Below are 25170 nucleotides of genomic sequence, written 5' to 3'. Positions count from 1 at the left end.
TACCTTTCAATATAGCTATCATTAATAATTAGCAATCAATCCTTGATTGCAATATAAGGAAGCTTAACTAACCTAGCTTACGTCATCAATCCAATTGCCATAACCTTCTGCTTCCATCTGCGCCAGTGGAATAAAACGCATTGCCGCTGAATTCATACAGTAGCGCTTGCCTGTCGGTGCTGGACCATCGTCAAATACATGACCGACGTGTGAGTCTGCATAGCGGCTACGAATTTCGGTACGGGTGCCAAATATGCCTCGGTCTTCCTTCTCAACGACCATAGCTGTGCTCAATGGACGGGTAAAGCTTGGCCAGCCAGTGCCAGATTTGTATTGATCACGAGAGGAATATAGTGGCTCTCCCGATATCACATCGACATACAGCCCAGGCGCTTTATTATCCCAATATTCATTATCAAAAGCGCGTTCGGTGCCGTCTTTTTGAGTGACTTTATATTGAATGTCACTGAGTGACTGCTTTAGCTCATCCTGTGCAGGCTTCACAAAGGTATCAGGATTGAACCCTGTACTAGCTTTAATAGCTGACGCATTGTTTGATGTTGCCTGTACGCTATCTGCCGCCGTAGGTTTAAACTGGCTAAAATCCAGCTCATAGTCTTTACCATAGACACTTTCGATAAACTGATAGCGCCCAGAATTAAAAGTATAGGCCTTATAGCGGATTGGATTTTTCTTATAATAATCTTGATGATACTCTTCAGCAGGGTAAAACTTGCTAGCAGCAACAATTTCAATCACAACTGGTTTGCTATAGATACCAGAGTCTTGCAGTGATTGCTTAGCAGCTTCTGCTATCTGCTTTTCTTGTGCATTACTATAAAAAATAGCGGGACGATACTGAGTACCGCGGTCTACAAACTGACCTTTATCATCGCTAGGATCCGCAATTCGCCATAGTGCTTGGACAATACCGTTATAGGTAATTTTCGTTGGATCATAATACACTTGTGCGGCTTCAGTATGTCCCGTACCACCTGCTGACACCGTACTATACGTTGGATTGGTCGATTGACCGCCAGTATAGCCGGAGACCACCTCTACCACTCCAGGTATTTTTTCATAACCCGCTTCCACGCACCAAAAACAACCGCCAGCGACCGTAGCGACTGCGAGATTTGGATCCGTTGGCGCATAAGGATTATCGATGGCAGTATTTTTCACAGCGGGCGTATTTTCGGTGGCAGCACAGCCAACGAAAACCATACTGATGGCTGCTACAGCCATCGCAATAGCGCCCGTCTTTAATTTATGATTCATCGATACCTCCTAAAAGTAATATAATATATCCATGGTAACTCTTTGACCTCACTAAACTATACCTATATTGTTATAAAAATTTAATAGTTATTAGATATTATTTAATATAATTAAACAGTATAATCCTGAATTATACACAATCTCTTAATAAGATAAGTTTGCTACAAAGTATGATTATTAAAAAAGAGCACATTACGGATAGCGTAGTGTGCTCTTTCATATTATATCAATATATCTTAGGCAACTTATGTAGCGTAGTTACTCTTTTATTTTTCAGTAGATCGCTCATCACTGGCTCGCTGAATCTTGGTTAAAATAGCCTTGATTTCAGACGCTGATAGATAAGTCGGTACGGCATAAGTATCACTGACTTCCTTTGCTGCTGCTTTGGCAATTTTATCAAAATCACTGCTTTGCATGCCTTTCACCGTTGGATCGATATTCAAGGCGGCAATCAGTTCACGTACTTGCGCGATGAGATGGTCGGCAATCTCAGCATCACTCTTGCCAGCTTGTCCTGATTTTACCATACCGGTCTTGCGAGCCAACTCTGCCAATCTTTTTTTACTTCCTTGACGATTGACATCAAGCACATACGGCAGCACGATGGCATTGGCACGACCGTGAGGAATACTATAGTGCGCGCCTAACTGGTGAGCGATAGCATGAACGTAACCAAGACCCGCTTTATTAAAGGCGATACCACCGTAATGAGCGGCAATACCCATTGCTTCTCTGGCTTTAAGATTGCCGCCGTCTTTATAAACCAGCGGTAGGTTTTGCATCACAGATTTGACCGCAGAAGCCGCATAATAATCGGTCTCTACGCTCGCATTAGCACTCATCCAAGCTTCAAGCGCGTGCGTTAAAACATCGATACCTGTATCCGCTGTGATATGAGCCGGCAGGCCTTTCATAATAACAGGGTCAATAGCCGCTGCTAATGGCACCATTCTTGGGTCAATAGACAGCGCTTTTTGATGCGTTTTATCGTCTGATACTACTGCACCAAGGGTTGCTTCTGAACCTGTGCCAGCTGTGGTAGGAATACAATAAAGCGGCATAGAAGGCTTTCTGGCTTTAAGAATGCCGATAAGCTGTTGCGGCTTGCAGCTATTGCCTTGTGACATCGCAATCATCTTAGCCGCATCAATCACAGAGCCGCCACCGATGGCAATAATCGAGTCGCATTTAGCATCGACAGATTTTCGCAGTCCCTCTTCGACAACTTTAAAAGTAGGATCTGGGGTAATGCCGTCATAAACGGTATAGCTGATATTTTTGCTATCTAGATAATCAGTCACTTTGGCTGGAATGCCAAGCTTATTAAGCACGGCATCAGTGACGATAAATACATTGGTGCTGCCTTCGTTGATGGCCATATCACATAGCTCTTCACAAGAGGTCTCACCAACAAATAGCATTGGTCTTCTAATTGGAACAACATAAGCGAACGCTTTTAAGACTTTAGCGCGTGTTTTAGCAACGGCTAAATAACCGACATTCTGCAATCCATTGGTATTTACTAACTTGTTATTTGCTAATTTAGCAATACTGTTTTGCTTTTTCATAAGTAAAAATCCTTTTTAATGATAGTAATAATAGCGATAACAATCCTTTAAAGCAGCGATTTAAACGGCTCTTTAACTAAAAATTAAACAAATTTAAGCATCTAACTAAAGTGAACGTCTGTTTAACTTATTGTATCACTGCTATTTTTAGGATATCGTAATTAGTATGAACTGCCATGTTCTGCTTATTTGGCTCTATCTGCTTAACTCTTTTTGGCTAAGCTAAATCATACTCGCCTGCAGCAACTGCTGCGCATAGGGATGCTGTGGGCTATTAAAAACATCTTCAGTACGTCCAGACTCAATACATATGCCATCTTTAAGCACCATAATTTGCTGACATAAGGCGCGCACCACTTTTAAGTCATGACTAATAAACACATAACTGATTTGCAATTTTTCCTGAATTTCACGCAGCAAGCTAACTACAGTGACCTGCGTGGTACTATCAAGCGCGGACGTCGGCTCATCTAATATCAATAGACTCGGCTGCATAATGAGTGCGCGAGCAAGTGCTACCCGTTGACGTTGACCACCTGATAGCTCATGCGGATAGCGATGCGAAAACTCAGCTGGCAGATGCACGGTAGTAAGGCTATCCATCACCGCCTGCTGCCGTGCTGCCTTATCAACGCCTTGTACGAGCAATCCTTCTTCAATGATTTGCATCACCGTCATACGTGGATTGATACTGGCAAAGGGGTCTTGAAATACCATTTGAATTTGCGAGCGAAACTGACGTAGCTCACCCTTGGACAATACTGAAATATCTTGTCCATTGACTATTATTTCGCCACCCACACGCGCTTGATTACTAAGTAATTGACTTAACGCAAGTGCTATCGTGGTTTTTCCAGAGCCTGACTCACCTACAATGCCTAACGCCCACCCTTTCTGTAGCGTCATATCAACATTTTTTACCGCATCAAACCAGCGCTTAGTACCACCAAACAGACTTTTTTCAATGGGAAACTGTACTTGTAAATTGCTGACTTGCAATACGCTTGATTGCTGAATTTTATCATCATTAGAGAAGTTCAGTGCTTGGCCAAAGTCTTGTTTGATTAGCGAGCGGGTATATTCGGCTTTAGGCTGATTGAACACACTTATGGTTTGCCCCTGCTCAATCGTTTTACCTTGGTGCATGACGATTACTTCATCACTGTAGCGCCTGACCAGATTGAGGTCATGGCTAATAAGCACCATCGCCATATTATGCTGACGTTTGAGATCATCTAATAGAGCGAGAATCTCATGTTGGAGAGTCACATCAAGCGCGGTGGTCGGCTCATCAGCGATTAAAATATCAGGCTGCTGTGCTAATGCCATGGCAATCATAACGCGCTGACGCTGACCACCTGATAGCTCATGTGGATAGCGGTTCAGCTTATCAATCGGATTGGTAATATTGACATCATTTAGTAAATCGATTGTTTGACTTTGCCATTGTTTCTTGGGCACATCAACTAGACGTAGTGATTCAGCAATTTGTTTGGCAACTGTATGTAGTGGATTGAGCGCCGTCATCGGTTCTTGAAACACCATGCCGATGCGCTGCCCACGAATAGAGCGCAGCGCAGCGTTACGTGCCTTAGCACTAACACTAACATTGGCATTGGCTATAGGTAGCACAGTCAACCCTGCTGACCCTGCCAGCTTCACCTCACCGCTAACAGTCAAACTGTTTGGCAATAATCCTAATAGCGCGAGACTTGCAATAGATTTGCCAGAGCCTGATTCACCAACGATAGCAAGGGTTCGTCCTTGCCGCAGCGCATAAGACAGATTATCAACTAACGTTACGCCAGTATTGGTAACAATACTCAGCTTATCCACGGTCAGCATCAGCTTATTTTGGTTATTGCTATGACTATCATGTAAATGGGCATTTTGCTCAGTAGCAATCGTCATATTAGTAGTTGTCAAACTATCAGTAATCACATTATCAGTTGTCATATCAGGAGCGCCTCGGGTCAAACGCATCACGCAGCGCTTCGCCAACGAATATTAGCAGTGATAAAATAAAGGTTAAACTAAAGAACCCTGATAGCGCGAGCCAAGGGGCATCTAGGTTATTTTTCCCTTGTACCATCAGTTCGCCGAGAGACGGTGACCCATGCGGCAAGCCATAACCTAAAAAGTCTAGTGCGGTTAAAGCGATAATATTAGCTGTCAATATAAATGGCAGCTGTGACAAGCTTGACGCTAGGGCATTGGGCAAGATATGCCTTAGCATGATTTGACTGTCCGAAACGCCAAGATTACGCGCCGCACGCACATAGTCAAAGTTACGCGCGCGCAAAAACTCTGCCCGTACCAAACCAACCAGTCCCATCCAACCAAATAATAACATCATAGCAAATAGCATGAAGATACTAGGGCTGAATAAGCTGACCAAAATAATAATCATAAACAGCTGCGGCATACCGCCCCATACTTCCATGAAGCGCTGTCCTGCTAAATCTACCCAACCACCGTAATAGCCTTGTATCGCACCGACGATGATGCCAATCACTGCCCCAGCAAGTGTTAATGCTAAACCAAACAATAATGACACGCGCATGCCATAAAGTATCCGTGCCAACACATCACGGCCTAAGTCATCAGTACCAAGCCAATTCTGGCTATTGGGCGCTGCTGGATATGGAATACCCAGCTCAACGTTTGGTGTCTGATCGGCAAATGGAATCGGCGGCATAATGTAAAAACCCTGCTCATTAATCAGCGTTTGCACCGCAGGGTCTTTATAATTGGCTTCAGTCTCAAACACCCCACCAAAAGCCGTTTCAGGATAGGCTTTTAGGACAGGAAAGTAATAATCGCCTTGATACTTCACCAGTAGCGGCTTGTCATTGGCAATCACATTGGCTGCCATACAAATGACGAATATCAGCGTAAATATAAATAGCGATATGATACCAAGGCGATTATGACGAAAACGGTTTAGACGCGCCTGCCAGATAGGATTTAGGCGGCGTTTTTTTTCTAGGGCAATAGAAGATGTGCTTGAGGGCACTGAAGATAATGGATGACTTGACATTAGCGCCCCTCAAAATCAATACGGGGATCAATTAAGTGATAACTTAAATCACTGATTAACTGTAATAATAGCCCGACCAAGGTAAAAATAAACAATGTACCAAATATCACCGGATAATCGCGCTGCTGAATGGCTTCAAAACCTAACAACCCCAAACCATCAAGCTTAAAAATAATCTCGATTAAGAAGTTTCCGGCAAAGAAAATGCCAACGATAGCCGCTGGAATACCTGCAATAATAATCAGCATGGCATTACGAAACACATGTTCGTATAGCACTTGACGCTCAGCCAAACCTTTAGCACGAGCAGTAAGCACATATTGCTTGCCGAGCTCTTCCAAAAAGCTAAACTTGGTCAAATAAGTCAAGCCAGCGAAACCACCAACCGTACTTGCTAGCAGTGGTAGCGCCAAATGCCAAAAGTAATCTTTGATTTTGCCCAGCGTGCTTAATTGATCGAAGTTCTCAGAGGTCAAGCCTTGCAGTGGAAAAATATTCCAGTAGCTACCACCAGCAAAAAATACCAGTAATATAACGGCAAATACGAAAACAGGTATTGCATGCCCGATAGCAAGCAGCATAGCAGTAACTTTATCAATCCCCGAGCCATGATGCATGGCTTTATAGATACCTAGTGGAATCGCTATCATATAAATCAGCAGCGTGCTCCAGAGCCCAAGCGAGATAGAAACGGGTAATTTCTCGATAATCAAATCTGTTACCGACTGCCCTTTAAAAAAAGACTCGCCAAAATCTAGCTGAGCGTAATTCTTTAACATGAGCCAAAAGCGCTCAGGTGCCGATTTATCAAAGCCGTATTGGGCATTAATCGCTGCAACCATTTCCTCAGATAAGCCACGCGTACCTTGATAGGTACTGTTATTTCCCGCACTACCTGCGCCAATATTACCGCCAAGCGCATTGTCTTTTGCCCCTTGCTCGATAAGCGCCAGCTGCTGCTCGACAGGACCACCAGGCGCTGCTTGTACAATGACAAAATTCGCCAACAATATCAAAAAAAGCGTCGGTAATATCAGCAGTAACCTTTTCAAGATATAACGACCCATAACGACGGCTTCCTAAGATAATAAATATGACGACAGAAAGAATACGCAGCTAATAACTATAAAAACGTCAGTCGAAGCGCCCGTCATGGTTTAAAAGTTATTTTTAAGCTCACGTAACGCAGCAAATACAGCCAAAGATTTATCATCATCGATAGTTGCTTTAGACTTCACCCCTGCTATCACACTCGGCTCTTGCGTCCGTAAAAACACATTGACTGCGCGCTCATGTTCTAGAGTGACTGGCAACGTCGGAATACCTTGGGTGGTTTTTTCTTCTGCTTGAATCAGTGCTTGCTGCATTGCTTCATTAGTAGGTTCAATAGATAGTCCAAAGCGCAGATTACTGGCAGTGTATTCATGCGCAGGATATAGCAGCGTGTCAGCTGGCAAACCATTTAAACGCTTAAAGCTGTTGTGTAATTGCTCAATCGTGCCGGTAAAGACCCGTCCGCATCCAGCACTAAATAAAGTATCGCCACAAAAGCAATGTTTAAGCCCGTCAATATCCAAAATATAAGCTACATGGCTTGCGGTATGACCGGACACATCCCATACTTGCGCTGCACAGCCCCAAGCACTGACGGTACTGCCATCTTTGATGGTTTGATCTTCATCGACATTATGCTCAGTATGCGCAACCAGATGCGTCATCGGATAAGACTCTTGCAGTTCTGCGACACCGCCGATATGGTCATGATGATGATGAGTCGTCCAGATAGACGTCAGCTCTAATTTATTTTCTTCCAAATAACTCATGACAGGCTCAGCTTGACCAGGATCAATAACGATCGCCTGTTTATTATTTTCATTAATCAATGTCCAAATATAATTATCATTGAACGCTTTGATTGGGTGAATGCGGATGGTCATATTAAATCCTTACCAGTAGTTATCTTTATTGCTGATGTCTTTTATTGATTTTTTTAAACGAAATAAAATTTTAAGATGCAGCGTTATTTCCTTTATTGTTCTAAATCATTGCTTCAAGTATTGGTTAACACGTGCTTCTGCTTCTTTGTCCGTCCACCAGTAGTCAATACCGATGGCATTAGAGGGCAGTTTTTCAGTATGACGATATTGATCCCAATAGGCGACATTGGTCGCTGATTTGCCGTATAAAGGCACTAAATAATGACCAGCACGTAGTAGGCGATCGAGCACCTGAGTATATAATATAGTATCGTCGCGAGTTTTAGCATTACCAAGCTGCTCTATCACCGCGTCAATCTCTGGGTTTTTGATGCCGATAGTATTTCTATTACCCGCTTGGTCAGCCGCTGAGCTACCCCAAAAGCCAACTTGTTCTGCACCAGGGGATAAACTCTGAGCAAATTTATCAACTATCATGTCGTAGTCAAAACGGCGTACCCGCTCATAATATTGTGGTCCGTCGACTTGACGTAACGTGGCATCAAATCCCAAGCGCTTTAGATTTCGAATATATGGCAGCAGCACCCGACCCATAGTATCGCCCATCATTAAAACCTCAATCTGAGCAAGTTGTCCATTGGGCTGATATAGCTTCATATCGTTATAATAAAATCCAGCATCTAGCAACAGCTGCCGTGCTTCTAGTAACTCTTTACGGTTAAAGCCACTACCGTCACTGGTCGGCAATTGCCACTCCATTAATACGGCTTGACGTTGCAGCGGTTCAAGCTTAGGTAATAAAGGCGTAAGCACCTGCATCTCTTCAGCAGACGGCATCCCTGTTGCGGCAAGCTCAGAGCCATGAAAGAAACTCTGTAAGCGTTCATACTGCCCATGAAACAAGGTCTTATTCATCCACTCAAAGTCGTAAGCCTTGCTCAGTGCTTGGCGAACGCGAATATCTTGAAAGATGGGACGTCGCATATTCATGACCAGACCTTGCATCGGTACTGGGTTTTCGCTGCTAATCGTTTCTTTATTAATCATCCCTGCCTTGACTGCAGGGAAGTTATAACCCGTTGCCCAGTTCGAGGCTTTATTCTCAGGGCGAAAACGATATTGACCAGACTTAAAACCTTCGAAGGCAATCTCATCGCTTTGATAATAAACAAACTTAATCATATCAAAATTATAACGACCGCGATTGACCATCAAATCACGACCCCAATAATTGGGATCACGTAGATAGCTGACCGAGCGCCCTGCATCAACACGCCCTAACTTATAAGGCCCACTACCCATCAATGGCGTCAAGGTTATTTTTTCAAAATTAGTATCGATAGAAGACTTAGCAAAAATAGGAAACTGTCCGACAGTTAATAAGATTTCTTTATTGTCATCAGAAGCAAAGATAAACTTCACTTGTTGGTCATTAATAATCTGAATGTCTTTAATATCACCCAAATAGCTGCGAATATACATCGGACCTTTATTTAACAGTGCATCATAAGTCGCTTTGACATCACTGCTGGTGACCGGCGTGCCATCCCAAAAGCGCGCAGCAGGATTAATATGGTAAATAATCCAACTAGTATCGTCGGGATCATAAGTTACTTTGGTTGCCAGCTGCGGATACATGGTAAAGGCTTCATTTAATGAGCCTGTCATCAAGGTGTCATAGAGATAATCGGTGCCAACCATCGCCACACCTGTGGTCATCCATTTATTGGCCGCGTTAAAAGTACCACGCGCCTCAAGTGATAATGTACCGCCTGTCGGTGCCTTTGGATTGGCATAAGGCATAAAGGGCACGTCAATATACTCAGTGGTACTATTATGCCCAAGCGCAGTCGTGGTGATTGGCGCTGCGATACTAACAGGTATCCAGCCGATTGCTGCCCCTAATCCCGCAGCTAACAAGACGGTTTTTAGCATGGTGTTTTTTATCATAATAAAGTTATAACAAACCCTTGTGCTAACCCAATGAATATGATGAAATTTTACTTAAGTGATACCACATAATTGAAAAGAGTGAGTGCTGCAGAATTTTATCATAACAAACTTAGGTTTTTTAACCTAATGATTTGCAGCGTTAGAGTTGCTACATGATGCATCATTTATCTTAAAAGAATACTAACGCGTATAAAAAAAGACGCAACTTTTATAAGCTGCGTCTTTTATTTTAAAGTCTATGCATAATTTATGCGTGTTTTTTCTCAAACGCAATCATAAAGTCAACCAACTGCTGCACCCAATCTAATGACACTGCATTGTAAATGCTGGCACGCATACCGCCCACATCGCGGTGACCTTTTAGATTCATGAGGCCTGCCGCTTCCGACTCTTCTAAGAATACTTTATCAAGGCTGCTGTCGGCTAAGGTAAAAGGCACATTCATGATAGAGCGATATTTGGGATCAACTGGATTGCTATAAAAGCTGCTATCATCAATTGTTTTATAGAGTAAATCGGCTTTTTGTTGGTTGATTTTGCCGATAGCAGCGACGCCGCCCTGCTCCTCTAGCCAATCAAACACCAGCCCTGCCAAATACCAAGAATACGTCGCTGGTGTGTTTGACATGGATTCTTTTTCAGCTTGGTGCTCATAGTTCATCAGCAGTGGACACCATTCACTCGCTTTGCCCAATAAATCTTCACGGATAATGACGATAATCAGACCTGCTGGCCCGATATTTTTTTGCGCACCCGCGTAAATCACGCCAAATTTAGAGACGTCGATTGGCTGTGACAAAATGCAAGAAGACATATCGGCGACAATTGGCGCATCGACTTGTGGCGGCTCAAATATTTGCAAACCATGAATGGTTTCGTTGGCACAGTAATGAAAATAGGCGGCATCTTTGCTAATAGTCCACTCGCTCTCGGCTGGTACATCAGTAAAGCTACTGTCTTTACCCGTTGCGACCTGATTCACTTCACCAAGACCTAGTTTGGCATAGCGCTGTGCTTCTTTGACCGCTTTACCAGACCATGCACCCGTCGTTAGATAGTCTGCGCGCCCACCATTTAGCAAGTTTAATGGAATCGCTGAAAACTGTAAGCTAGCACCACCTTGTAAAAACAGCACTTTATAGTTATCTGGAATGTCCATCAATGAGCGCAATTTGGCTTCGGCTTTTTCGGTAATGGCGATGTATTCTTTACTACGGTGACTCACTTCCATGACCGACATACCGCGTCCCTGCCAATCAAGCAACTCTTCTTGAGCGCGTGATAATACGGCCGTCGGTATAGTAGCAGGTCCCGCTGAAAAATTGGGTACGCGGTTAGGAGCGGCTTTATTGGTCATAATCAATATCCTAAATATGATGAAGTCATCGTGGTTATTAAAGGTTGAAGGTGAATTTTATCGTTATTTTTTAATCTCTGTCATAGTAAGTGATAAGCCTTTAACTCTGACTCGATAACTGCTCCCAAAGCTGACGTTTAAGGCTACTATCAGTAAGCATTTCATCGAGTGTGGGCACAGTAGTTACGCTAGGATGCTCAAGACCGTCAGGCAACACTGTCAATGCGGCAATTTTTATCTCTTCGCTACGGCCGATTTTAAAGACATATCCAGCAAGACTGGCATTGGCAAGCTCAGCCGTATCCATACCTTCACAAATAGGGAACGATGTCGTCTCACAACTGATGGATAAGGCTTGCGTGATATTTTGCCACAGTTTTTGGCTGTCATGATTAAGGGCTTGGATGTCCACCAAAATCACCCAATCGCCATAGCGACCACCTTGCAAATCAAAGGGTGCTACCTTTGTAAAACTTTCCTCTTGAAAGCCCTCTTCTTTAAAACTACCATCTTCAAAGCTCGAAGCGTCATTTATATCAGCAATAGAAGTTTGCTGTACAACAGTATCTACAAAGGAGGTAACGGCTGGCTTAGACATATTAAGGGCATTAGGAGCAGTCGAGTCAAAACTATAAGTAACAGGGCTTTGCTGGTCAGAATGGTGTAAAGCTATCTCATTAGCATCATCATAATAATGATTAATAGACTCATCACCCACTATACCTGATAGCGAATCAGCAGATGCTGAATGCGACATCCCAACGCTTATATCATCACCATTGAGAGACCTAACACTTGGCTGTTCAAGGGTCGCAGCAGCAGGAATAGAGGTGGTGCTGGTATTAACGATAGTCGAGTTAGTGGTAGACAGAGTAGGCGCGGAAATATCTGCGATACTCAGGGTTTCAGAGCTCGGCTGCACCCACTGAGTGATACCCATCATCGCTAAAATCTGGCGCTGCTGCATACGATGCTGTAATACAACTAGCGGCTCTTGGATATCACTCATGCTTATTTACTATCCTACTTATCTAAAATGGATTTACTGACTTTTAATGGCAAGAAAAATAAACATATTAAAAAAGGATTAAGAAAATACATTTCCTTCAATATAAAGTTCCTTCCTAGCAAAATACTTACTCAGATGACTTCAATGACATGGCTCAAAAAATCTGCCGAACGCCTAACCAATGATTGGCTAACATGGACAAGCAATCATATTCATCTTGACTGACTATCGTATCGTGTAACATCACCGTATGCAATGTGCTCAGCCATTGCCGGTAATCATTGTAATCATAAGGCTTATTATTAATCACATTATAATCTATTTGATCGCCGCCCTGTTGCCTCTGTCTATAATTATCATTACGTTTGGCTTCTGATGCAGGCGACTGACTGGCAGGCGCGATAAAAATAGGCACCGTTTCTATCACTGCCAATAATTGGATACTATTTATATTTTGCACAGTCAATAGTAGCCATTGCAAATTTGCGTCACTAACGGCGGCTAAGTCAATATCAATCAAACGTGCATGACGCCGCAAATCCACGATATAGTGAGCAACACTGTCATTATTATAGCCGAGTGCTAAAATAGGTGCTGAAACGTGTACTGAGTTATCTAGTGCTGATACGACCTGACCCTTGACATCTTTTGATAGGCGATAAGCCAATAAAATAAGCATTGCTTTCGCGGCAACATCGAGACCATCAAATACCTGTCCTGAAGGGTCAAGCTGGTCATAAATATCATCTCTACCCGCTTGCAATGTTTGCTGCCATAACCATAATAGCTGAGGCTGAGCATGCACGTATTTCTCGTTCAATACAGTAGACAATATAGGTAATAATTGCTGCAACTGTAGCGCTTGCCATAATGATAAAATCGATGGCAACCGAGAGTTGGTATTTTCTAAAGGATTTGATAATAATTGAGGCTTATCAATAGAATCATCATTATCTATATTATCGGCGATATTTTGACTTAAATCCGCCGTTAGGTAGTGTTCAAATAGCTCAATGATACCCTGTTGATAGCGCATCAGCATTGTACGACACTTTTTTTGCTGCACATAATGTTGATGATCTTGATTGCTATGACTCGCTTCATATCTGAAGTGTAATTCATTGATAGCAGTTTCTGACAGGTCATGCTGACTCAGTTGCTTTATTGCCAATGCAATTAATGCGTTGTCTAAACGCCTATCAAGATGTGCCACTGCCGCTAATAATTTATGATCTATCGTATGCGCTAAAAATTGGGGGTGGCTGCTAATATTAGCGCTAGCATTATTATCGATTTCAGCAGCAGACGTTTTATCGTTAGCAAGTCCAAGCCAGATATCACTCAAGTCATAACTCTCAGTCGTTGCTAATATACGACCTTGATGGCACAACATAACTGCTTCAATCAAAGCTTGCGCCCCAAGCGAGTGATAACTGTGATTGAGTATATACTGCGGCAGTGAAACTTTTTGTCTATCATCGATACCAATTAATGTATCCGATGGCAAATCGCTATCAGGTTTTGCTTGCCATGGCTTGAGCAACTGATGAATACCGGTATTTTGCGCTTGAACCTGTAAACGTCCTTCAACAACGACATCTTTCTCGATAACAAACTCTAGCCCCTTATCTTCGTCCAACTCATTCTTTATTTCATTTGCAGGAAAAGCAGTAATTTCTTTGTCTATAACATCATTGCTGTTATTAGTAAGGCTTTTATCGTTATCGCTTTCATTGTTATTTAACGATGATTGAGTATTTTTTTCTTGTTTATTTTTGCTTAGGCTATTTGCTTTTATGACGCCCCAATCCCCTAATCGCCGCTGCTCATATATCTCTTTTATTTTCTGTTGATTTATGCGCTTTTCTTTAGCCACTTTTACCGCAAAATCGTGATAAGCGTTGGCATTAATGGCACTCATTCGCTCAGCCAAGCTAGGATGGGTGGCAAACCAAGAGACGTCACCCAAATCAGCACCACTACTGGCAAAGAAGAAGTGACTAAGGCCATTGATATCGGCGATACTGGTTAAGCGCGAACCAAGCGAATCTTGATGAATGGCTTTCAGTGTTGCCATAATGGCCGGCGAGCGTGTCAGCTGCACACTGGTGGCATCAGCAAGCAATTCACGCTGGCGATTAAAGCTGTGTTTAATCAGTTGCGCACTGGCCATACTCGAAAAACTCAATCCATGTATCAACAACGTCCAAATATTGCGCGGTGCTTGACTATCGAACTTATTATTATTTTGTAGCCATCGTGACTGGCTCCTAGCTGACGACTGCTGGCTTTGTGATTGACTTTGCCAATAGCTTACCCATTCACTATGGGTGGTAAAGCTTGCTGTTTGAGATTCAGTGCTACGCGCATGGCTATCGACGGCTCTTTGTGACAAGAGATTGCGTCGATTGACCGCATCATCAAAATAATTGTGATGGCTATTCTGATGATTGCGTTGATTACCAGCGCCAAAATTATTAATAGAATCACTCCAGTCATAGAGTAATTGCAAGCCTGCCAGCACGACCATGAGCTGTAAGTTAAAAGTGGCATCACCATGCAATATATGACCATATTCATGCCCTATTAGCCCATACAGCCCCTCATCGGACAGCTTATCAAGCGCGCCTTGAGTGACGACCAATACCATATCTTGACTATGACGACCCGCAACGAAGCCGTTAATACCTTGCTCATCAGGCAGTACATACAAAATCGGCATACGTACACCCGAAGCAATGGCTAGCTGCTGGGCAATCTCATAGTAACGACGGTAGACAGGCGGGAAATCTCGCTCATCACGTACGGCGATATGGTGGGCGCTGAAACGAACCTTTGGTATAGGCTCATGCTGATGGGCAACCCCTTGACTATGCTCCCACGCATCTTGGCTGTGGTCGATAAACAGCCGAACCCCGCCCACACGCTGAGCAATAGCGCGACCACCCGCTTCTAAACGTCTGTACTCTAAAAAACTACCGATCACAAAGCTACCGATTGTCCAGATAGCAACCAGTATCAACACCCAATGATAAATGCCACCAGTAAATATCGTTAGTAGCAGCGCCATGATACCCAGCGCTACTGCCAGATGGGCAAAGACAATGAGAAAAAATAGCCCATAGAGCAACAGACTGCGCTGGGTACGGGTGCGCTGTTCACCAAAAAAATCCATCTAGTTGCCTGACTTAAAAATAGCTAAACGCATCTGAACATATGAATATAATTCAATATCAGCCCATATTGACGACAGGTGCTTGAGCGATCATCTTTCTGTCTTCAAAAACTAGCGGGCTTAACGGGCGAAAGCCAAAAGTCGTGCTAATAAGATTGTTGGGAAATACCTCGCGGTCATTGTTGTAGAACATCACGCTGTCATTATAGTGCTGACGGGCGAAGCCAATGCGGTTCTCAGTATTGGTCAGCTCATCCATCAACTCTTTGATCATGCTGTCCGCCTTTAGCTCAGGGTAAGCTTCCACAACCGCTGAAAACTGCCCTAACGCTTTAGACAGCATACTCTCAGCTTTGGCAAATAGCGCCATATGCTCAAGCGAGTCTGGCTGATGTGTATTGGAGTCTTGCAAGCTCTGGGCATGATTACGTGCACTAATCACACGGGTCAGCGTCTCTTCTTCATGCGTTAGATAACGTTTAGCGGTTTCAACTAAATTTGGAATCAAATCATGACGGCGCTTCAGTTGCACATCGATTTGAGCAAAACCATTTTTCGCTTGGTTGCGAGCGCGTACCAATTTATTAAATATAGATACGCCAAACACAACCACTAGTAGCACGAAGGCAATGAACAACCAAACAAACATCTTCATAAGAAAACCCTAAAGTGTCCAGAATGTTAATAAAAGTTAATACATTGTATTTTAACCCATCTTAATCAATCAAAGGTCAAAATCGGACAAAAAAAGGTCGAAAAAAAGCCCTTTACAATGAAGGGCTTAATAGATCAAACGAGCATTTCTGATTAAATATCAAAACAGGTATCAAATTTTAGGCAAAAAAAAGCGACTCCAAAAGCAAATCCTCGGCACACACTGTGACTATTACCGTTGCTACCTTCCGGTCCTGGCGGGGTTCATAGAACAATGTTGCGAGGCTACCAATGGAGCCACCAGTTGCAAATTATACAAGAATTTTTAAATATTACAACCCCTATCGTAAAACTCTTTCTATGACCTCAAAACGCCCTGTAACTTAGGTGACAAAATTCTCACAGCAAGCCTGTTAAATTTTGCTATTTTAGTTGAGGGAGCTGAGCATACTCGGTATCAACTAATAACTAAAATGGACAGCTTCTCATATAAAGGCGAGTCTTACCTATGGTATGGCTCACCTAAATACTATTGATATAACTCACTCAGGAGATCATTGTGAAAACCACTTTACTTAATAAAGCCGCTCTAACGACTGGTACTGCATTTCTACTCACAGCCATGATGGGTAGCGCACATGCAGAACCAACAGGCTACGATCAGCTTACTTTTCAGACAGAAGTAAAAGAAGAAATCCAGAATGATGAAGTACGAGCCAGCTTATATAAAAAAGCGCAGGCAACGGATTCTAAAACTCTAGCGGCAACGCTCAACACCTCAATTAATAATGCCATGAAAATTGCTAAGCGTTATCCAACGGTTACCGTGAGCACTGGACAACAGCGCACCTACCCTCGCTATGATAAAAATGACAAAATCATTGGCTGGACAGGACAAGCAAACATCGATTTAAAGAGCACCGACTTTGCAGCAACCAGCCAACTCATCGCTGACCTACAAGAAACGTTGGTGATGGACAATCTGAACTTTGGTGTCTCAGATACCAAAAAGGATGCGCTTGAGCAAAAGCTGATGACCAATGCGTCTCGTGCCTTTCAGCAACAAGCTAAAAACCTAACACGCGCTTGGGATGCTCGTGGCTATCGTGTGGTCAATGTGAATTTAAATACAGGTAGCAACTACCCACGTCCGATGTATAGTGCTATGAATATGAAAGCAGGCGCAGCAGACGAATCAGTACCTAGCCAAAGTTTTGAATCTGGCAATAGTACTATCTCTGTGACCGCTAATGGTACGATTGAATTGACTAAATAAGCTATAAATACATAGAATTAATAAATATCCTGATAAACATAAAGGCAAGCGCTGCAATCAGCGCTTGCCTTTATGTTTGTATAGAAGAAATTAACTTATAAAGTTACTCTACTTTGTATGAACTCTTATACTTATCCATGATTGACACATTGCCTACAAGTTAATTTGTCACTGGTTGCTCAAGCGTCATGGGTTTATCCACTATAGGCTTAGTAAATGATTGCATATTCGGTTGTTTGCCCTCTTGACGCATTTTTAACAGCACTTTTTGATACCAAGGTAGATTTTGATAAGCTAAAAGCTGTTGCGCGATTTTCTTATTATTCTGCAATGTTGTATTGTTTTGAATCACATAAACCGTACGCTCTAATTGTTTGAGTGTTTGACCTTTCTCATTTTTTAACACGGCTTTTATCTTGTGCGATCCTGGCAAAACATCTACCGTTGCAATCGATGCACTGAGACCTTGCGCGACTTCATTACCATCCAAATAAATACTAACACTATCACCTGCTTGTAAGTCCGGCGTCACTTGCACATTTACAACGATATTTTGTGCTGGACGACGATATGCACGCTCTGCGTTTGGTTCAGCAATAGCAAGCTGGTAATTGACGGCTGGTTTGGCGACAGGGCTATTTTTAGCAGCCGTATTTTGCGTAGTCGTATTAACATTACTAGAAGGAGGTTGACTAGTCGTGTTATCACTGTTACTTGAGCTGACGCGACTTTCTTTCGTCGTGACACCCGTTTGGCTGATTTGTTTACCTGCTTGCTGCTCATAATTTTGCGGGCGATCGGTAAAGGTGACTTGACCTGTTTTTTCGTCAATAACTTTATAAATAGGCGCAGCATTTGCTAAAGGGACATAGAGAGTTGCCATACCAATCATCGTAGCAGCAATCAGTGCCAACCCTAACTTACTGTTTGAAAAAACCGGTTTTGATAATGAAGTCATAGTCAGTCAACCTAATGAGTACCTAATATTATGAATATCTATTATGCGATACTTTGGGCGTTAAATCAGTAATAATTTCAAAGAGGACAGATCCGTTGATTTAGCAAATTATTATTGAGACGTAAAAAAACCAGCTAAGATTAACTTAGCTGGTTTTTATGACTTAAAATAACTGAGTGTTTTAGCTATAAATTAGCAGCTGTAGTATAAGTCAAACTCAACTGGATGTACGGTTACATTGACACGTTGCACTTCTTCTTCTTTCAAGGCAATGAATGCCTCTAGCATGTCTTCAGTGAATACATCACCTTTTAACAAGAACTCATGATCATCACGCAGGGCTTGTAATGCAACTTCTAAGCTCTCCGCAACGGTTGGGATGAGTGCTTCTTCTTCTGGTGGTAAGTCATACAAGTTTTTGTCAGCAGCTTCACCCGGATGTATTTTATTTTGAATACCATCAAGACCTGCCATTAGTAACGCTGCAAACGTTAAGTATGGGTTGGCCGCTGGATCAGGGAAACGTGCTTCAACACGTACCGCTTTTGGGCTGCTAACATGTGGAATACGGATAGATGCTGAGCGGTTAGACGCTGAGTACGCAAGTTTGATAGGCGCTTCATAATGCGGTACTAGGCGCTTATAGCTATTAGTCGATGGGTTGGTAATCGCATTCAACGCACGCGCATGCTTGATAATACCACCGATGAAATACAGTGCAGATTCAGACAAACCAGCGTATTCATCACCTGAGAAAGTATTGACACCATCTTTAGAGATTGACATATGCACGTGCATGCCTGAACCGTTGTCACCAACGATTGGTTTTGGCATAAAGGTAGCCGTTTTACCAAACTGATGCGCAACATTATGCACAACGTATTTTAATTGCTGTACTTCATCGGCTTTTTTGACTAGCGTATTGAAAGCGACACCAATTTCTGACTGGCAAGGCGCAACTTCATGGTGATGAACTTCGACACAGCCTTCGCCGATGATTTCTTCTAAACGCTCACACATAACAGAGCGCATGTCTTGCGAGCTATCGATTGGTGGTACTGGGAAGTAAGCGCCTTTAACACGTGGACGATGTCCCATGTTGCCCCACTCATAGTCATTGTTAGTCGACCATGCCGCTTCTTCGGCTGTGATCTTGTGACTAACGCCAGACATATCAATTGACCATTTCACATCATCAAATATAAAAAACTCAGGCTCAGGACCAAAATAAGCAGTATCACCAATGCCTGTTGACTTCAAGTACTCTTCGGCGCGGCGCGCAATAGAACGTGGGTCACGATCATAACCTTGTAGCGTTGATGGCTCGATGATATCGCAAGTAACAACTACGGTAAGTGAATCAAAGAACGGGTCAAGAAAAGCCGTCTCTGGATCAGGACGCAAGATCATATCTGACGCTTCGATACCTTTCCAACCAGCAATAGATGAGCCATCAAACATCTTGCCATCTTCCATCACTTCTTCGTCAACGCTATGCGCTGGAAAGCTGATATGTTGCTCTTTACCGCGTGTATCAGTGAAGCGAAAATCAACCCATTTAGCATTAGAGGATTGGATAAGATCTAGTAGTTTGTTCGACATAAATAGTCTCCGTTGTGTTGATTAGGTTATTGCGATTTAAAATTATAGGTACAATCTGTTGGTTAAAAATCTCTGGTTTGATAACAGTCAGCGCTGCGTTTAGAGCTAAATATCCTGTTTAATATTATGCTTATTCTCAGCACTGTCAATATTATTAGTCAAGATAGTCACCTGAGTTATGCGCTTAATAAGACCCGCCAGTGTTTTGGTTCGATATTATTCTAACAACATATCACTCATTATGCTGAACTCTTCAGGCACTCGTTAATAATAATTATTGAACCACTTTATCACCAAAGATAATCATAACAGTAATACTGCAAAGGCTATGCCAGTTTTTTATAACGATGAAAATATAGAGGATAAAAGGATAGTTATTAATAATAATTACAGCAACTTATAATATCTTTGAAACTATTTCAGCCGTAGATTTATCGTCAGTGGTGTCATACAAATTATTTATCCAAAGTCATTAATAACGCATGACTGCACTAAATTAGTGCATATTGAATATATAAATAAAAATTGTGTACTTTTTTAGTGCGTTTGAGATGTTAACGAATGTCATCCAATAAGAAAAATAGATTGTTATTCACCACTTATTTGGGTCGCCTGCACCCTACATTTGATAGTCTACAAAATAGTGGTAAGATAACGGCGTTATATAACCATCTCCATAAGTAGAACTCAATAAGTAGAACGCTAATGATTCTGATGATCGATAATTACGACAGCTTTACGTACAATATTGTACAGTACTTCGGTGAATTACAGCAGGACATCACCGTCTGGCGTAACGATCAAACCACGATTGAAAATATTAGAACCCTTGCGCCAGATGCGATCGTCATTGGCCCCGGTCCCTGCGATCCTGATCAGGCTGGTATCTCTCTAGAAGCTATCAAGACTTTTCAGGGCGTGATACCGATACTAGGTATTTGTCTAGGACATCAGGCCATTGGACAGGCATTTGGTGGACAAGTCGTCAAGGCTGGCGAAGTCATGCACGGTCGCTTATCCGCCGTTTATCATACTGACCAAGGTGTCTTTGAAGGCTTGCCTAATCCCGTACAAGTCACGCGCTATCATTCGCTTGTCATTGATAAAACCAGCCTGCCCGACTGTCTTGAGCTGACCGCATGGACACAAAACAGTGATGGCAGTATTGAAGAAATCATGGGTATCCGTCATAAAACGTTTGCGATAGAAGGGGTACAATTCCATCCTGAGTCTATCTTAAGCGAAGCAGGCTATCAGCTGCTCAACAATTTTTTGCAAACGCATCATTTGTCAGTCCTAACCTCAGATGAACTACCACAAGTCGGCTAATAGTTTATTAAAGTATGTTCTAAAAAAGGCGTTAATAACAAAATTAAAATCAAAACTATTCTATTGATAATTTAAGATTAACGGATAAAAATATTAAGAGAGATCACAATGAGTACGACAAAAACAAATGAAAGCCCTACTCCAACTAATATTGCTCAACTGTCTGATGAAGAGACACATACGCTACTGACGACAGCTTTGGGGCGAATTTTTCAGCACATTGATTTAACCTTTGATGAGATGTATCAGGTGATGCTGATTATCATGCAAGGCAGATGCAGCGACGCCATGATGGGTGCTATTTTGACTGGTCTACGTATGAAAGGTGAGTCCATCGATGAGATTACTGCCTCTGCCAGTGCAATGCGTGCGTTAGCAGCCAATATCGAACCACGGGGCTGTGATTACTTAGTCGATATCGTCGGAACTGGCGGTGATGGTGCCAATTTATTCAACGTTTCTACTGCATCAGCCTTGGTTGCTGCCGCTGCTGGTGCGCAAGTGGCCAAACATGGTAACCGCGGCGTCTCTACCAACTCTGGTAGCTCAGATTTGCTTGAGCAAGCAGGTATCAGTCTGGCACTTACCCCTGAGCAATCTAAAGAATGTATCGAAAACCAAGGTATCGGCTTTTTGTTTGCGCCCAATCATCACAGTGCGATGCGTTATGCCAATCCAGTACGCCGCGAGCTCAAAGCGCGCACCATCTTTAATATTTTAGGACCATTAACCAACCCTGCTGGCACACCCAATTTGGTAATCGGTGTCTTTACCGCTCAGCTGTGCGAGCCTATCGCCAAGGTCATGAAAAACCTAGGCGCACGTCATGTCATGGTGGTTGGTGCAAAAGATGGCTTAGATGAAATTAGCCTTGCCACTTCTACCACTGTCGCTGAATTAAAAAACGGTGAGATATCCGTTTATGAGATGATGCCAGAAGATGCAGGTATTGAGTCACAAACCCTTATCGGTCTCGATGTAAATTCCCCAGCGCAAAGTCTTGAGCTGATTCGCGCGGCTCTATCAGGAGAAAACTCTCAAGACCGTGCTGTACTTAAAGCACGTGATATGATTGCACTAAATGCAGGTGCAGCCATATATACCGCAGGGCTTGCCAGCAACTATGCTAATGGTGTTAGTCGGGCACAAAAAGTCATTCAGAATGGTGATGCCCTACTCAAGCTCGAGTCTCTCGCCACATACACGCAGCAACTGGTGACTCATGCTTAACGGCTAAGCACCATTACTGTGCACTCTAGCTATTTTGTCTATTTACATTCAACGATATTCGGATACCCGCATGACTCATACAGAAATTAAGACAGATATTCCTTCCGTACTGCAACGCATTGTCGCCACTAAAATAGAAGAAGTAAAAAAGGCTCAAGAGGTACTATCTCTTGAAAATTTACAAGCCAAGGTCGCAGCTGATAATAAACCGCGTCGAGGTTTTGCTCAGGCATTGCGAGCTATCAGTACTGAAGAGAGCGGTATCGGTATCATTGCTGAAATTAAAAAAGCCTCTCCCTCTAAAGGCGTTATCAATCATAACTTCGCACCCGCGCTATTTGCTCAGCAGTACGAGCAAGCTGGTGCCAGTTGTTTGTCAGTACTAACTGATCGCGATTATTTTCAGGGCGATGATAGCTACCTTATTCAAGCAACTAATACCTCAAGCCTGCCGATACTGCGCAAAGATTTTATGATAGATGTGTACCAGATCTATCAATCTTATCTGATGGGCGCTGACTGTGTTTTACTCATTATGGCCTGCCTTGACGACACCCAAGTACAAGAGCTGCATACGCTAAGTATCGAATTGGGTATGGATGTATTGATAGAAGTCCATACCCAATTCGAACTTGAACGTGCGCTACAGCTACCGCGCTCAGCGCATAATATTTACGGTATTAATAATCGTGATTTGAATACTTTCGATGTCGACTTGCAAACCACGCTAGATCTAAAAAATATTTTAATCGACGCACTGGCAGCTGATGTGGATAGCACGCTTAAACCGCTTATCGTCACCGAAAGTGGCATTCATAATAGCGCTGATATTCGTTTGATGTTAGATAATGACATTCAGCATTTTTTAATCGGTGAACAGTTCATGAAGACTAATCATCCTGGACAAGCGTTACAATCCTTACTTGCGGGCGTCGCAGCAGACGGGTAAAGTGGCTTAAGTCTACTAAACAGTTTAAATCAATCCATCATTCATCAACCAACGATACGTTAAATTCTATGTCAAACTCTCTATTTTCAAAAGAAATGCAAGACCAGCTCAAAGAGCTAAAAGGCCAACTTAGCAAAGGTCGCGATACCAATTCGCCTGAAGATGAAAACCAAAAGCCTACTGAGCCTGTATCATTGCCTACGCAAAAGCAAGTAAACAAGACTGTCAAGCAAATGGCTAGCGAGCATATTGACGATGATAAAGTGCTGTTTATGCAAGCAATGCATGGCGTCAATCAGCTTGAAGACAAAAACGTACGCTCACCTGCCAATGCTAGCAAAGCGGGCAAACCTGATGCGACCACCTTGTCTAAACGTGCTGCCGCGCAAGGTAGTGAAGCGAGTGATTTGGGAGCTGGCTTGTCAGATATGCAAGCACTACTCAACCCTGTCGCTGCTGAAGCCTATTTATCTTACAAACAGCCGACTTTGCAGAATAAAATCTTTGATCAGCTTAAAAAAGGCAAGCTACGTTGGTATGACGCCGTAGATATTCATGGTTGTACCATCGAAGAAGCGCGCGTGGCAATGACTCAACTCCTAAGTCAAGCAAAACAGAAAAACGAGACTATGGTAAAAATCGTTCATGGTAAAGGCTCTGAGGCCATTTTAAAAACCTGCGTCAACGGTTGGCTGCGTCAATTGCCAGAAGTACTGGCATTTTGCTCTGCACCGCCAAAAGATGGTGGAAACGGCGCGGTACTAGTACTGCTTAAAAAGCCTAAAACTGATGGCGAATAAGCTGCATCGTTAAACATAAAAAGGACTGCTTATTGGCAGTCCTTTTTGTTATGTTCATTATCAAAAAAAACTGTTTATAGTCAGTGAAAAGTAATATCGATACATCATGCACTATTGATATCAATTTTTCTTGCTTGCTGTGCCTGTGCAGACAGAGGCTACAAAAAATTGACATCAATAGTGCCGTAGCGTTTCTAGGGTGTTTTGACTATACATCATTTGCAGCGTCCAACTTCAGCGGCAGGGTACTCACTTAGGATAAGACATTTATGAGCCTACAGACTATTGAAAACACTGAAGCACTAGAAGAGCATATCATCGCCTTGATTGCCATCGAACCAAGATTCGCTCTTGTTTATGAGCAAGTTGGTATGCCCAGTCTACGGCATAATATCGGTGGGTTTGAGCAGTTGATGCGAGCAATGGTTGGTCAACAGCTGTCTGTGACAGCAGCAGCCAGTATTTGGCAAAGACTACTTGATGCCGCCTTAACGAATCCACAGGCGATTATCAAAGCAACAGATGAAGACTTAAGAGCGCAAGGGTTATCTAAACAAAAAACCCGTTATATTCGCTCATTAGTCGATCATGATATAGACTTTGCTGCGTTAGAAATTATGCCTGATGAAGAAGCAATAGAAGTGCTGACAGCCGTTACTGGTATTGGTCGCTGGACGGCTGAGATGTATTTATTATTCTCTCTGAAACGTGCAGACGTACTTGCGGTCGATGATCTAGCAATTAAAGTAGCGGCGATGGCGTTATTAGGCTTAACGGAACGCCCAACGCCGAAACAGTTAAAGAATCTAACTCAAGATTGGTCACCACATCGCAGCGCTGCCAGTCTGTTGCTATGGTCATACTACGGCTTATTACGTAATCAAACCGCTGTCCCTTTATAAGGCCAAACATCAAAGTACGATTCACTATGTCAAACTCGCTTAGCTTAAGCTTAGTCTAGCACTCGTTTTCTTTGCTGCTCTAATTTTTGTGGATGGTATAAGATAAACGCTTGATACTTGCCTCAAGTGCTTATCTTATAACGTTTTTAA

General features: G+C 42.8%; 19 protein-coding genes and 1 other RNA gene. 6 read left to right on the top strand and 14 right to left on the bottom strand.

The window, feature by feature from the left end:
• Positions 1-72 precede the first annotated feature (72 nt).
• From msrB to ffs, 12 genes are all read right to left on the bottom strand, one after another.
• Positions 73-1278 carry a peptide-methionine (R)-S-oxide reductase MsrB gene (msrB, locus tag ACI2JM_RS05025; RefSeq protein WP_404642573.1) on the bottom strand — a complete coding sequence of 402 codons (1206 nt, stop codon included), beginning with the start codon at positions 1276-1278 and terminating at the stop codon, positions 73-75.
• A gap of 266 nt (positions 1279-1544) precedes the next feature.
• Complete coding sequence (locus tag ACI2JM_RS05020) at positions 1545-2849, bottom strand: iron-containing alcohol dehydrogenase (protein ID WP_404642571.1); 1305 nt, start codon at positions 2847-2849, stop codon at positions 1545-1547.
• Between the two features lie 222 nt (positions 2850-3071).
• Entirely contained in the window at positions 3072-4760 is a 1689-nt protein-coding gene (locus ACI2JM_RS05015) for an ABC transporter ATP-binding protein (RefSeq protein ID WP_404642653.1), read from the bottom strand.
• A gap of 46 nt (positions 4761-4806) precedes the next feature.
• Complete coding sequence (locus ACI2JM_RS05010) at positions 4807-5889, bottom strand: ABC transporter permease (RefSeq protein WP_404642569.1); 1083 nt, start codon at positions 5887-5889, stop codon at positions 4807-4809.
• Positions 5889-6956, bottom strand: a complete 1068-nt coding sequence (locus ACI2JM_RS05005) for a microcin C ABC transporter permease YejB (RefSeq protein WP_404642567.1) — start codon at positions 6954-6956, stop codon at positions 5889-5891. Before ACI2JM_RS05005 ends, ACI2JM_RS05010 begins: the two co-directional genes overlap by 1 nt.
• A gap of 90 nt (positions 6957-7046) precedes the next feature.
• Positions 7047-7826: a hydroxyacylglutathione hydrolase gene (gene gloB / locus ACI2JM_RS05000; RefSeq protein ID WP_238048473.1), complete on the bottom strand. Its 780-nt coding sequence runs from the start codon at positions 7824-7826 to the stop codon at positions 7047-7049.
• A 105-nt stretch (positions 7827-7931) separates the two neighbouring features.
• Positions 7932-9776 (bottom strand): extracellular solute-binding protein, encoded by a 1845-nt coding sequence (locus ACI2JM_RS04995; protein ID WP_404642565.1) that lies wholly within the window; start codon positions 9774-9776, stop codon positions 7932-7934.
• 250 nt (positions 9777-10026) lie between these two features.
• Positions 10027-11136, bottom strand: coding sequence for a 3-phosphoserine/phosphohydroxythreonine transaminase (gene serC, locus ACI2JM_RS04990; RefSeq protein ID WP_404642563.1), 1110 nt, complete (start codon positions 11134-11136; stop codon positions 10027-10029).
• 100 nt (positions 11137-11236) lie between these two features.
• Positions 11237-12145 carry a hypothetical protein gene (locus tag ACI2JM_RS04985; protein ID WP_404642561.1) on the bottom strand — a complete coding sequence of 303 codons (909 nt, stop codon included), beginning with the start codon at positions 12143-12145 and terminating at the stop codon, positions 11237-11239.
• A gap of 154 nt (positions 12146-12299) precedes the next feature.
• Positions 12300-15320, bottom strand: coding sequence for a M48 family metalloprotease (locus tag ACI2JM_RS04980; RefSeq protein WP_404642559.1), 3021 nt, complete (start codon positions 15318-15320; stop codon positions 12300-12302).
• 58 nt (positions 15321-15378) lie between these two features.
• Positions 15379-15975: a LemA family protein gene (locus ACI2JM_RS04975; protein WP_404642557.1), complete on the bottom strand. Its 597-nt coding sequence runs from the start codon at positions 15973-15975 to the stop codon at positions 15379-15381.
• Between the two features lie 196 nt (positions 15976-16171).
• Positions 16172-16268: signal recognition particle sRNA small type (ffs, locus tag ACI2JM_RS04970), an RNA gene on the bottom strand.
• A 328-nt stretch (positions 16269-16596) separates the two neighbouring features.
• Here ffs and ACI2JM_RS04965 point away from each other — a divergent pair.
• The gene (locus ACI2JM_RS04965; RefSeq protein WP_404642651.1) at positions 16597-17250 is read left to right on the top strand and encodes an SIMPL domain-containing protein; all 654 of its coding nucleotides are present in this window, start codon (positions 16597-16599) and stop codon (positions 17248-17250) included.
• Between the two features lie 160 nt (positions 17251-17410).
• Here ACI2JM_RS04965 and ACI2JM_RS04960 read toward each other — a convergent pair whose 3' ends face one another.
• Positions 17411-18208, bottom strand: a complete 798-nt coding sequence (locus tag ACI2JM_RS04960; RefSeq protein ID WP_404642555.1) for a DUF4124 domain-containing protein — start codon at positions 18206-18208, stop codon at positions 17411-17413.
• A 192-nt stretch (positions 18209-18400) separates the two neighbouring features.
• The gene (gene glnA, locus ACI2JM_RS04955; RefSeq protein ID WP_055124883.1) at positions 18401-19810 is read right to left on the bottom strand and encodes a type I glutamate--ammonia ligase; all 1410 of its coding nucleotides are present in this window, start codon (positions 19808-19810) and stop codon (positions 18401-18403) included.
• Between the two features lie 705 nt (positions 19811-20515).
• On the opposite strand from glnA, the gene ACI2JM_RS04950 reads away from it, so the two are divergent.
• From ACI2JM_RS04950 to ACI2JM_RS04930, 5 genes are all read left to right on the top strand, one after another.
• Positions 20516-21139: an aminodeoxychorismate/anthranilate synthase component II gene (locus ACI2JM_RS04950; protein WP_055124884.1), complete on the top strand. Its 624-nt coding sequence runs from the start codon at positions 20516-20518 to the stop codon at positions 21137-21139.
• A gap of 108 nt (positions 21140-21247) precedes the next feature.
• On the top strand, positions 21248-22369 hold the full coding sequence (gene trpD / locus ACI2JM_RS04945) for an anthranilate phosphoribosyltransferase (RefSeq protein WP_404642552.1): 1122 nt from the start codon (positions 21248-21250) through the stop codon (positions 22367-22369).
• 70 nt (positions 22370-22439) lie between these two features.
• Positions 22440-23318, top strand: a complete 879-nt coding sequence (gene trpC / locus ACI2JM_RS04940; protein WP_404642550.1) for an indole-3-glycerol phosphate synthase TrpC — start codon at positions 22440-22442, stop codon at positions 23316-23318.
• A 68-nt stretch (positions 23319-23386) separates the two neighbouring features.
• A complete protein-coding gene (locus ACI2JM_RS04935) occupies positions 23387-24118 on the top strand; it encodes a Smr/MutS family protein (protein ID WP_404642548.1) in 732 nt (243 codons plus the stop codon).
• 269 nt (positions 24119-24387) lie between these two features.
• On the top strand, positions 24388-25020 hold the full coding sequence (locus tag ACI2JM_RS04930) for a DNA-3-methyladenine glycosylase family protein (RefSeq protein WP_404642546.1): 633 nt from the start codon (positions 24388-24390) through the stop codon (positions 25018-25020).
• Positions 25021-25170: the final 150 nt, after the last annotated feature.

The sequence above is a fragment of the Psychrobacter sp. NPDC064578 genome (assembly GCF_044901245.1).
Lineage (GTDB): Bacteria > Pseudomonadota > Gammaproteobacteria > Pseudomonadales > Moraxellaceae > Psychrobacter > Psychrobacter cibarius_C.
The sequence above is the reverse complement of the archived record's forward strand: the minus strand, read 5'-3'. Positions and strand labels throughout refer to the sequence as shown.

Coding starts and splice junctions, on each gene's coding strand:
- msrB (WP_404642573.1), bottom strand. CDS start 1,278: ATGAATCATAAATTAAAGACGGGCGCTATTGCGATGGCTGTAGCAGCC.
- ACI2JM_RS05020 (WP_404642571.1), bottom strand. CDS start 2,849: ATGAAAAAGCAAAACAGTATTGCTAAATTAGCAAATAACAAGTTAGTA.
- ACI2JM_RS05015 (WP_404642653.1), bottom strand. CDS start 4,760: ATGACGATTGCTACTGAGCAAAATGCCCATTTACATGATAGTCATAGC.
- ACI2JM_RS05010 (WP_404642569.1), bottom strand. CDS start 5,889: ATGTCAAGTCATCCATTATCTTCAGTGCCCTCAAGCACATCTTCTATT.
- ACI2JM_RS05005 (WP_404642567.1), bottom strand. CDS start 6,956: ATGGGTCGTTATATCTTGAAAAGGTTACTGCTGATATTACCGACGCTT.
- gloB (WP_238048473.1), bottom strand. CDS start 7,826: ATGACCATCCGCATTCACCCAATCAAAGCGTTCAATGATAATTATATT.
- ACI2JM_RS04995 (WP_404642565.1), bottom strand. CDS start 9,776: ATGATAAAAAACACCATGCTAAAAACCGTCTTGTTAGCTGCGGGATTA.
- serC (WP_404642563.1), bottom strand. CDS start 11,136: ATGACCAATAAAGCCGCTCCTAACCGCGTACCCAATTTTTCAGCGGGA.
- ACI2JM_RS04985 (WP_404642561.1), bottom strand. CDS start 12,145: ATGAGTGATATCCAAGAGCCGCTAGTTGTATTACAGCATCGTATGCAG.
- ACI2JM_RS04980 (WP_404642559.1), bottom strand. CDS start 15,320: ATGGATTTTTTTGGTGAACAGCGCACCCGTACCCAGCGCAGTCTGTTG.
- ACI2JM_RS04975 (WP_404642557.1), bottom strand. CDS start 15,975: ATGAAGATGTTTGTTTGGTTGTTCATTGCCTTCGTGCTACTAGTGGTT.
- ACI2JM_RS04965 (WP_404642651.1), top strand. CDS start 16,597: ATGATGGGTAGCGCACATGCAGAACCAACAGGCTACGATCAGCTTACT.
- ACI2JM_RS04960 (WP_404642555.1), bottom strand. CDS start 18,208: ATGACTTCATTATCAAAACCGGTTTTTTCAAACAGTAAGTTAGGGTTG.
- glnA (WP_055124883.1), bottom strand. CDS start 19,810: ATGTCGAACAAACTACTAGATCTTATCCAATCCTCTAATGCTAAATGG.
- ACI2JM_RS04950 (WP_055124884.1), top strand. CDS start 20,516: ATGATTCTGATGATCGATAATTACGACAGCTTTACGTACAATATTGTA.
- trpD (WP_404642552.1), top strand. CDS start 21,248: ATGAGTACGACAAAAACAAATGAAAGCCCTACTCCAACTAATATTGCT.
- trpC (WP_404642550.1), top strand. CDS start 22,440: ATGACTCATACAGAAATTAAGACAGATATTCCTTCCGTACTGCAACGC.
- ACI2JM_RS04935 (WP_404642548.1), top strand. CDS start 23,387: ATGTCAAACTCTCTATTTTCAAAAGAAATGCAAGACCAGCTCAAAGAG.
- ACI2JM_RS04930 (WP_404642546.1), top strand. CDS start 24,388: ATGAGCCTACAGACTATTGAAAACACTGAAGCACTAGAAGAGCATATC.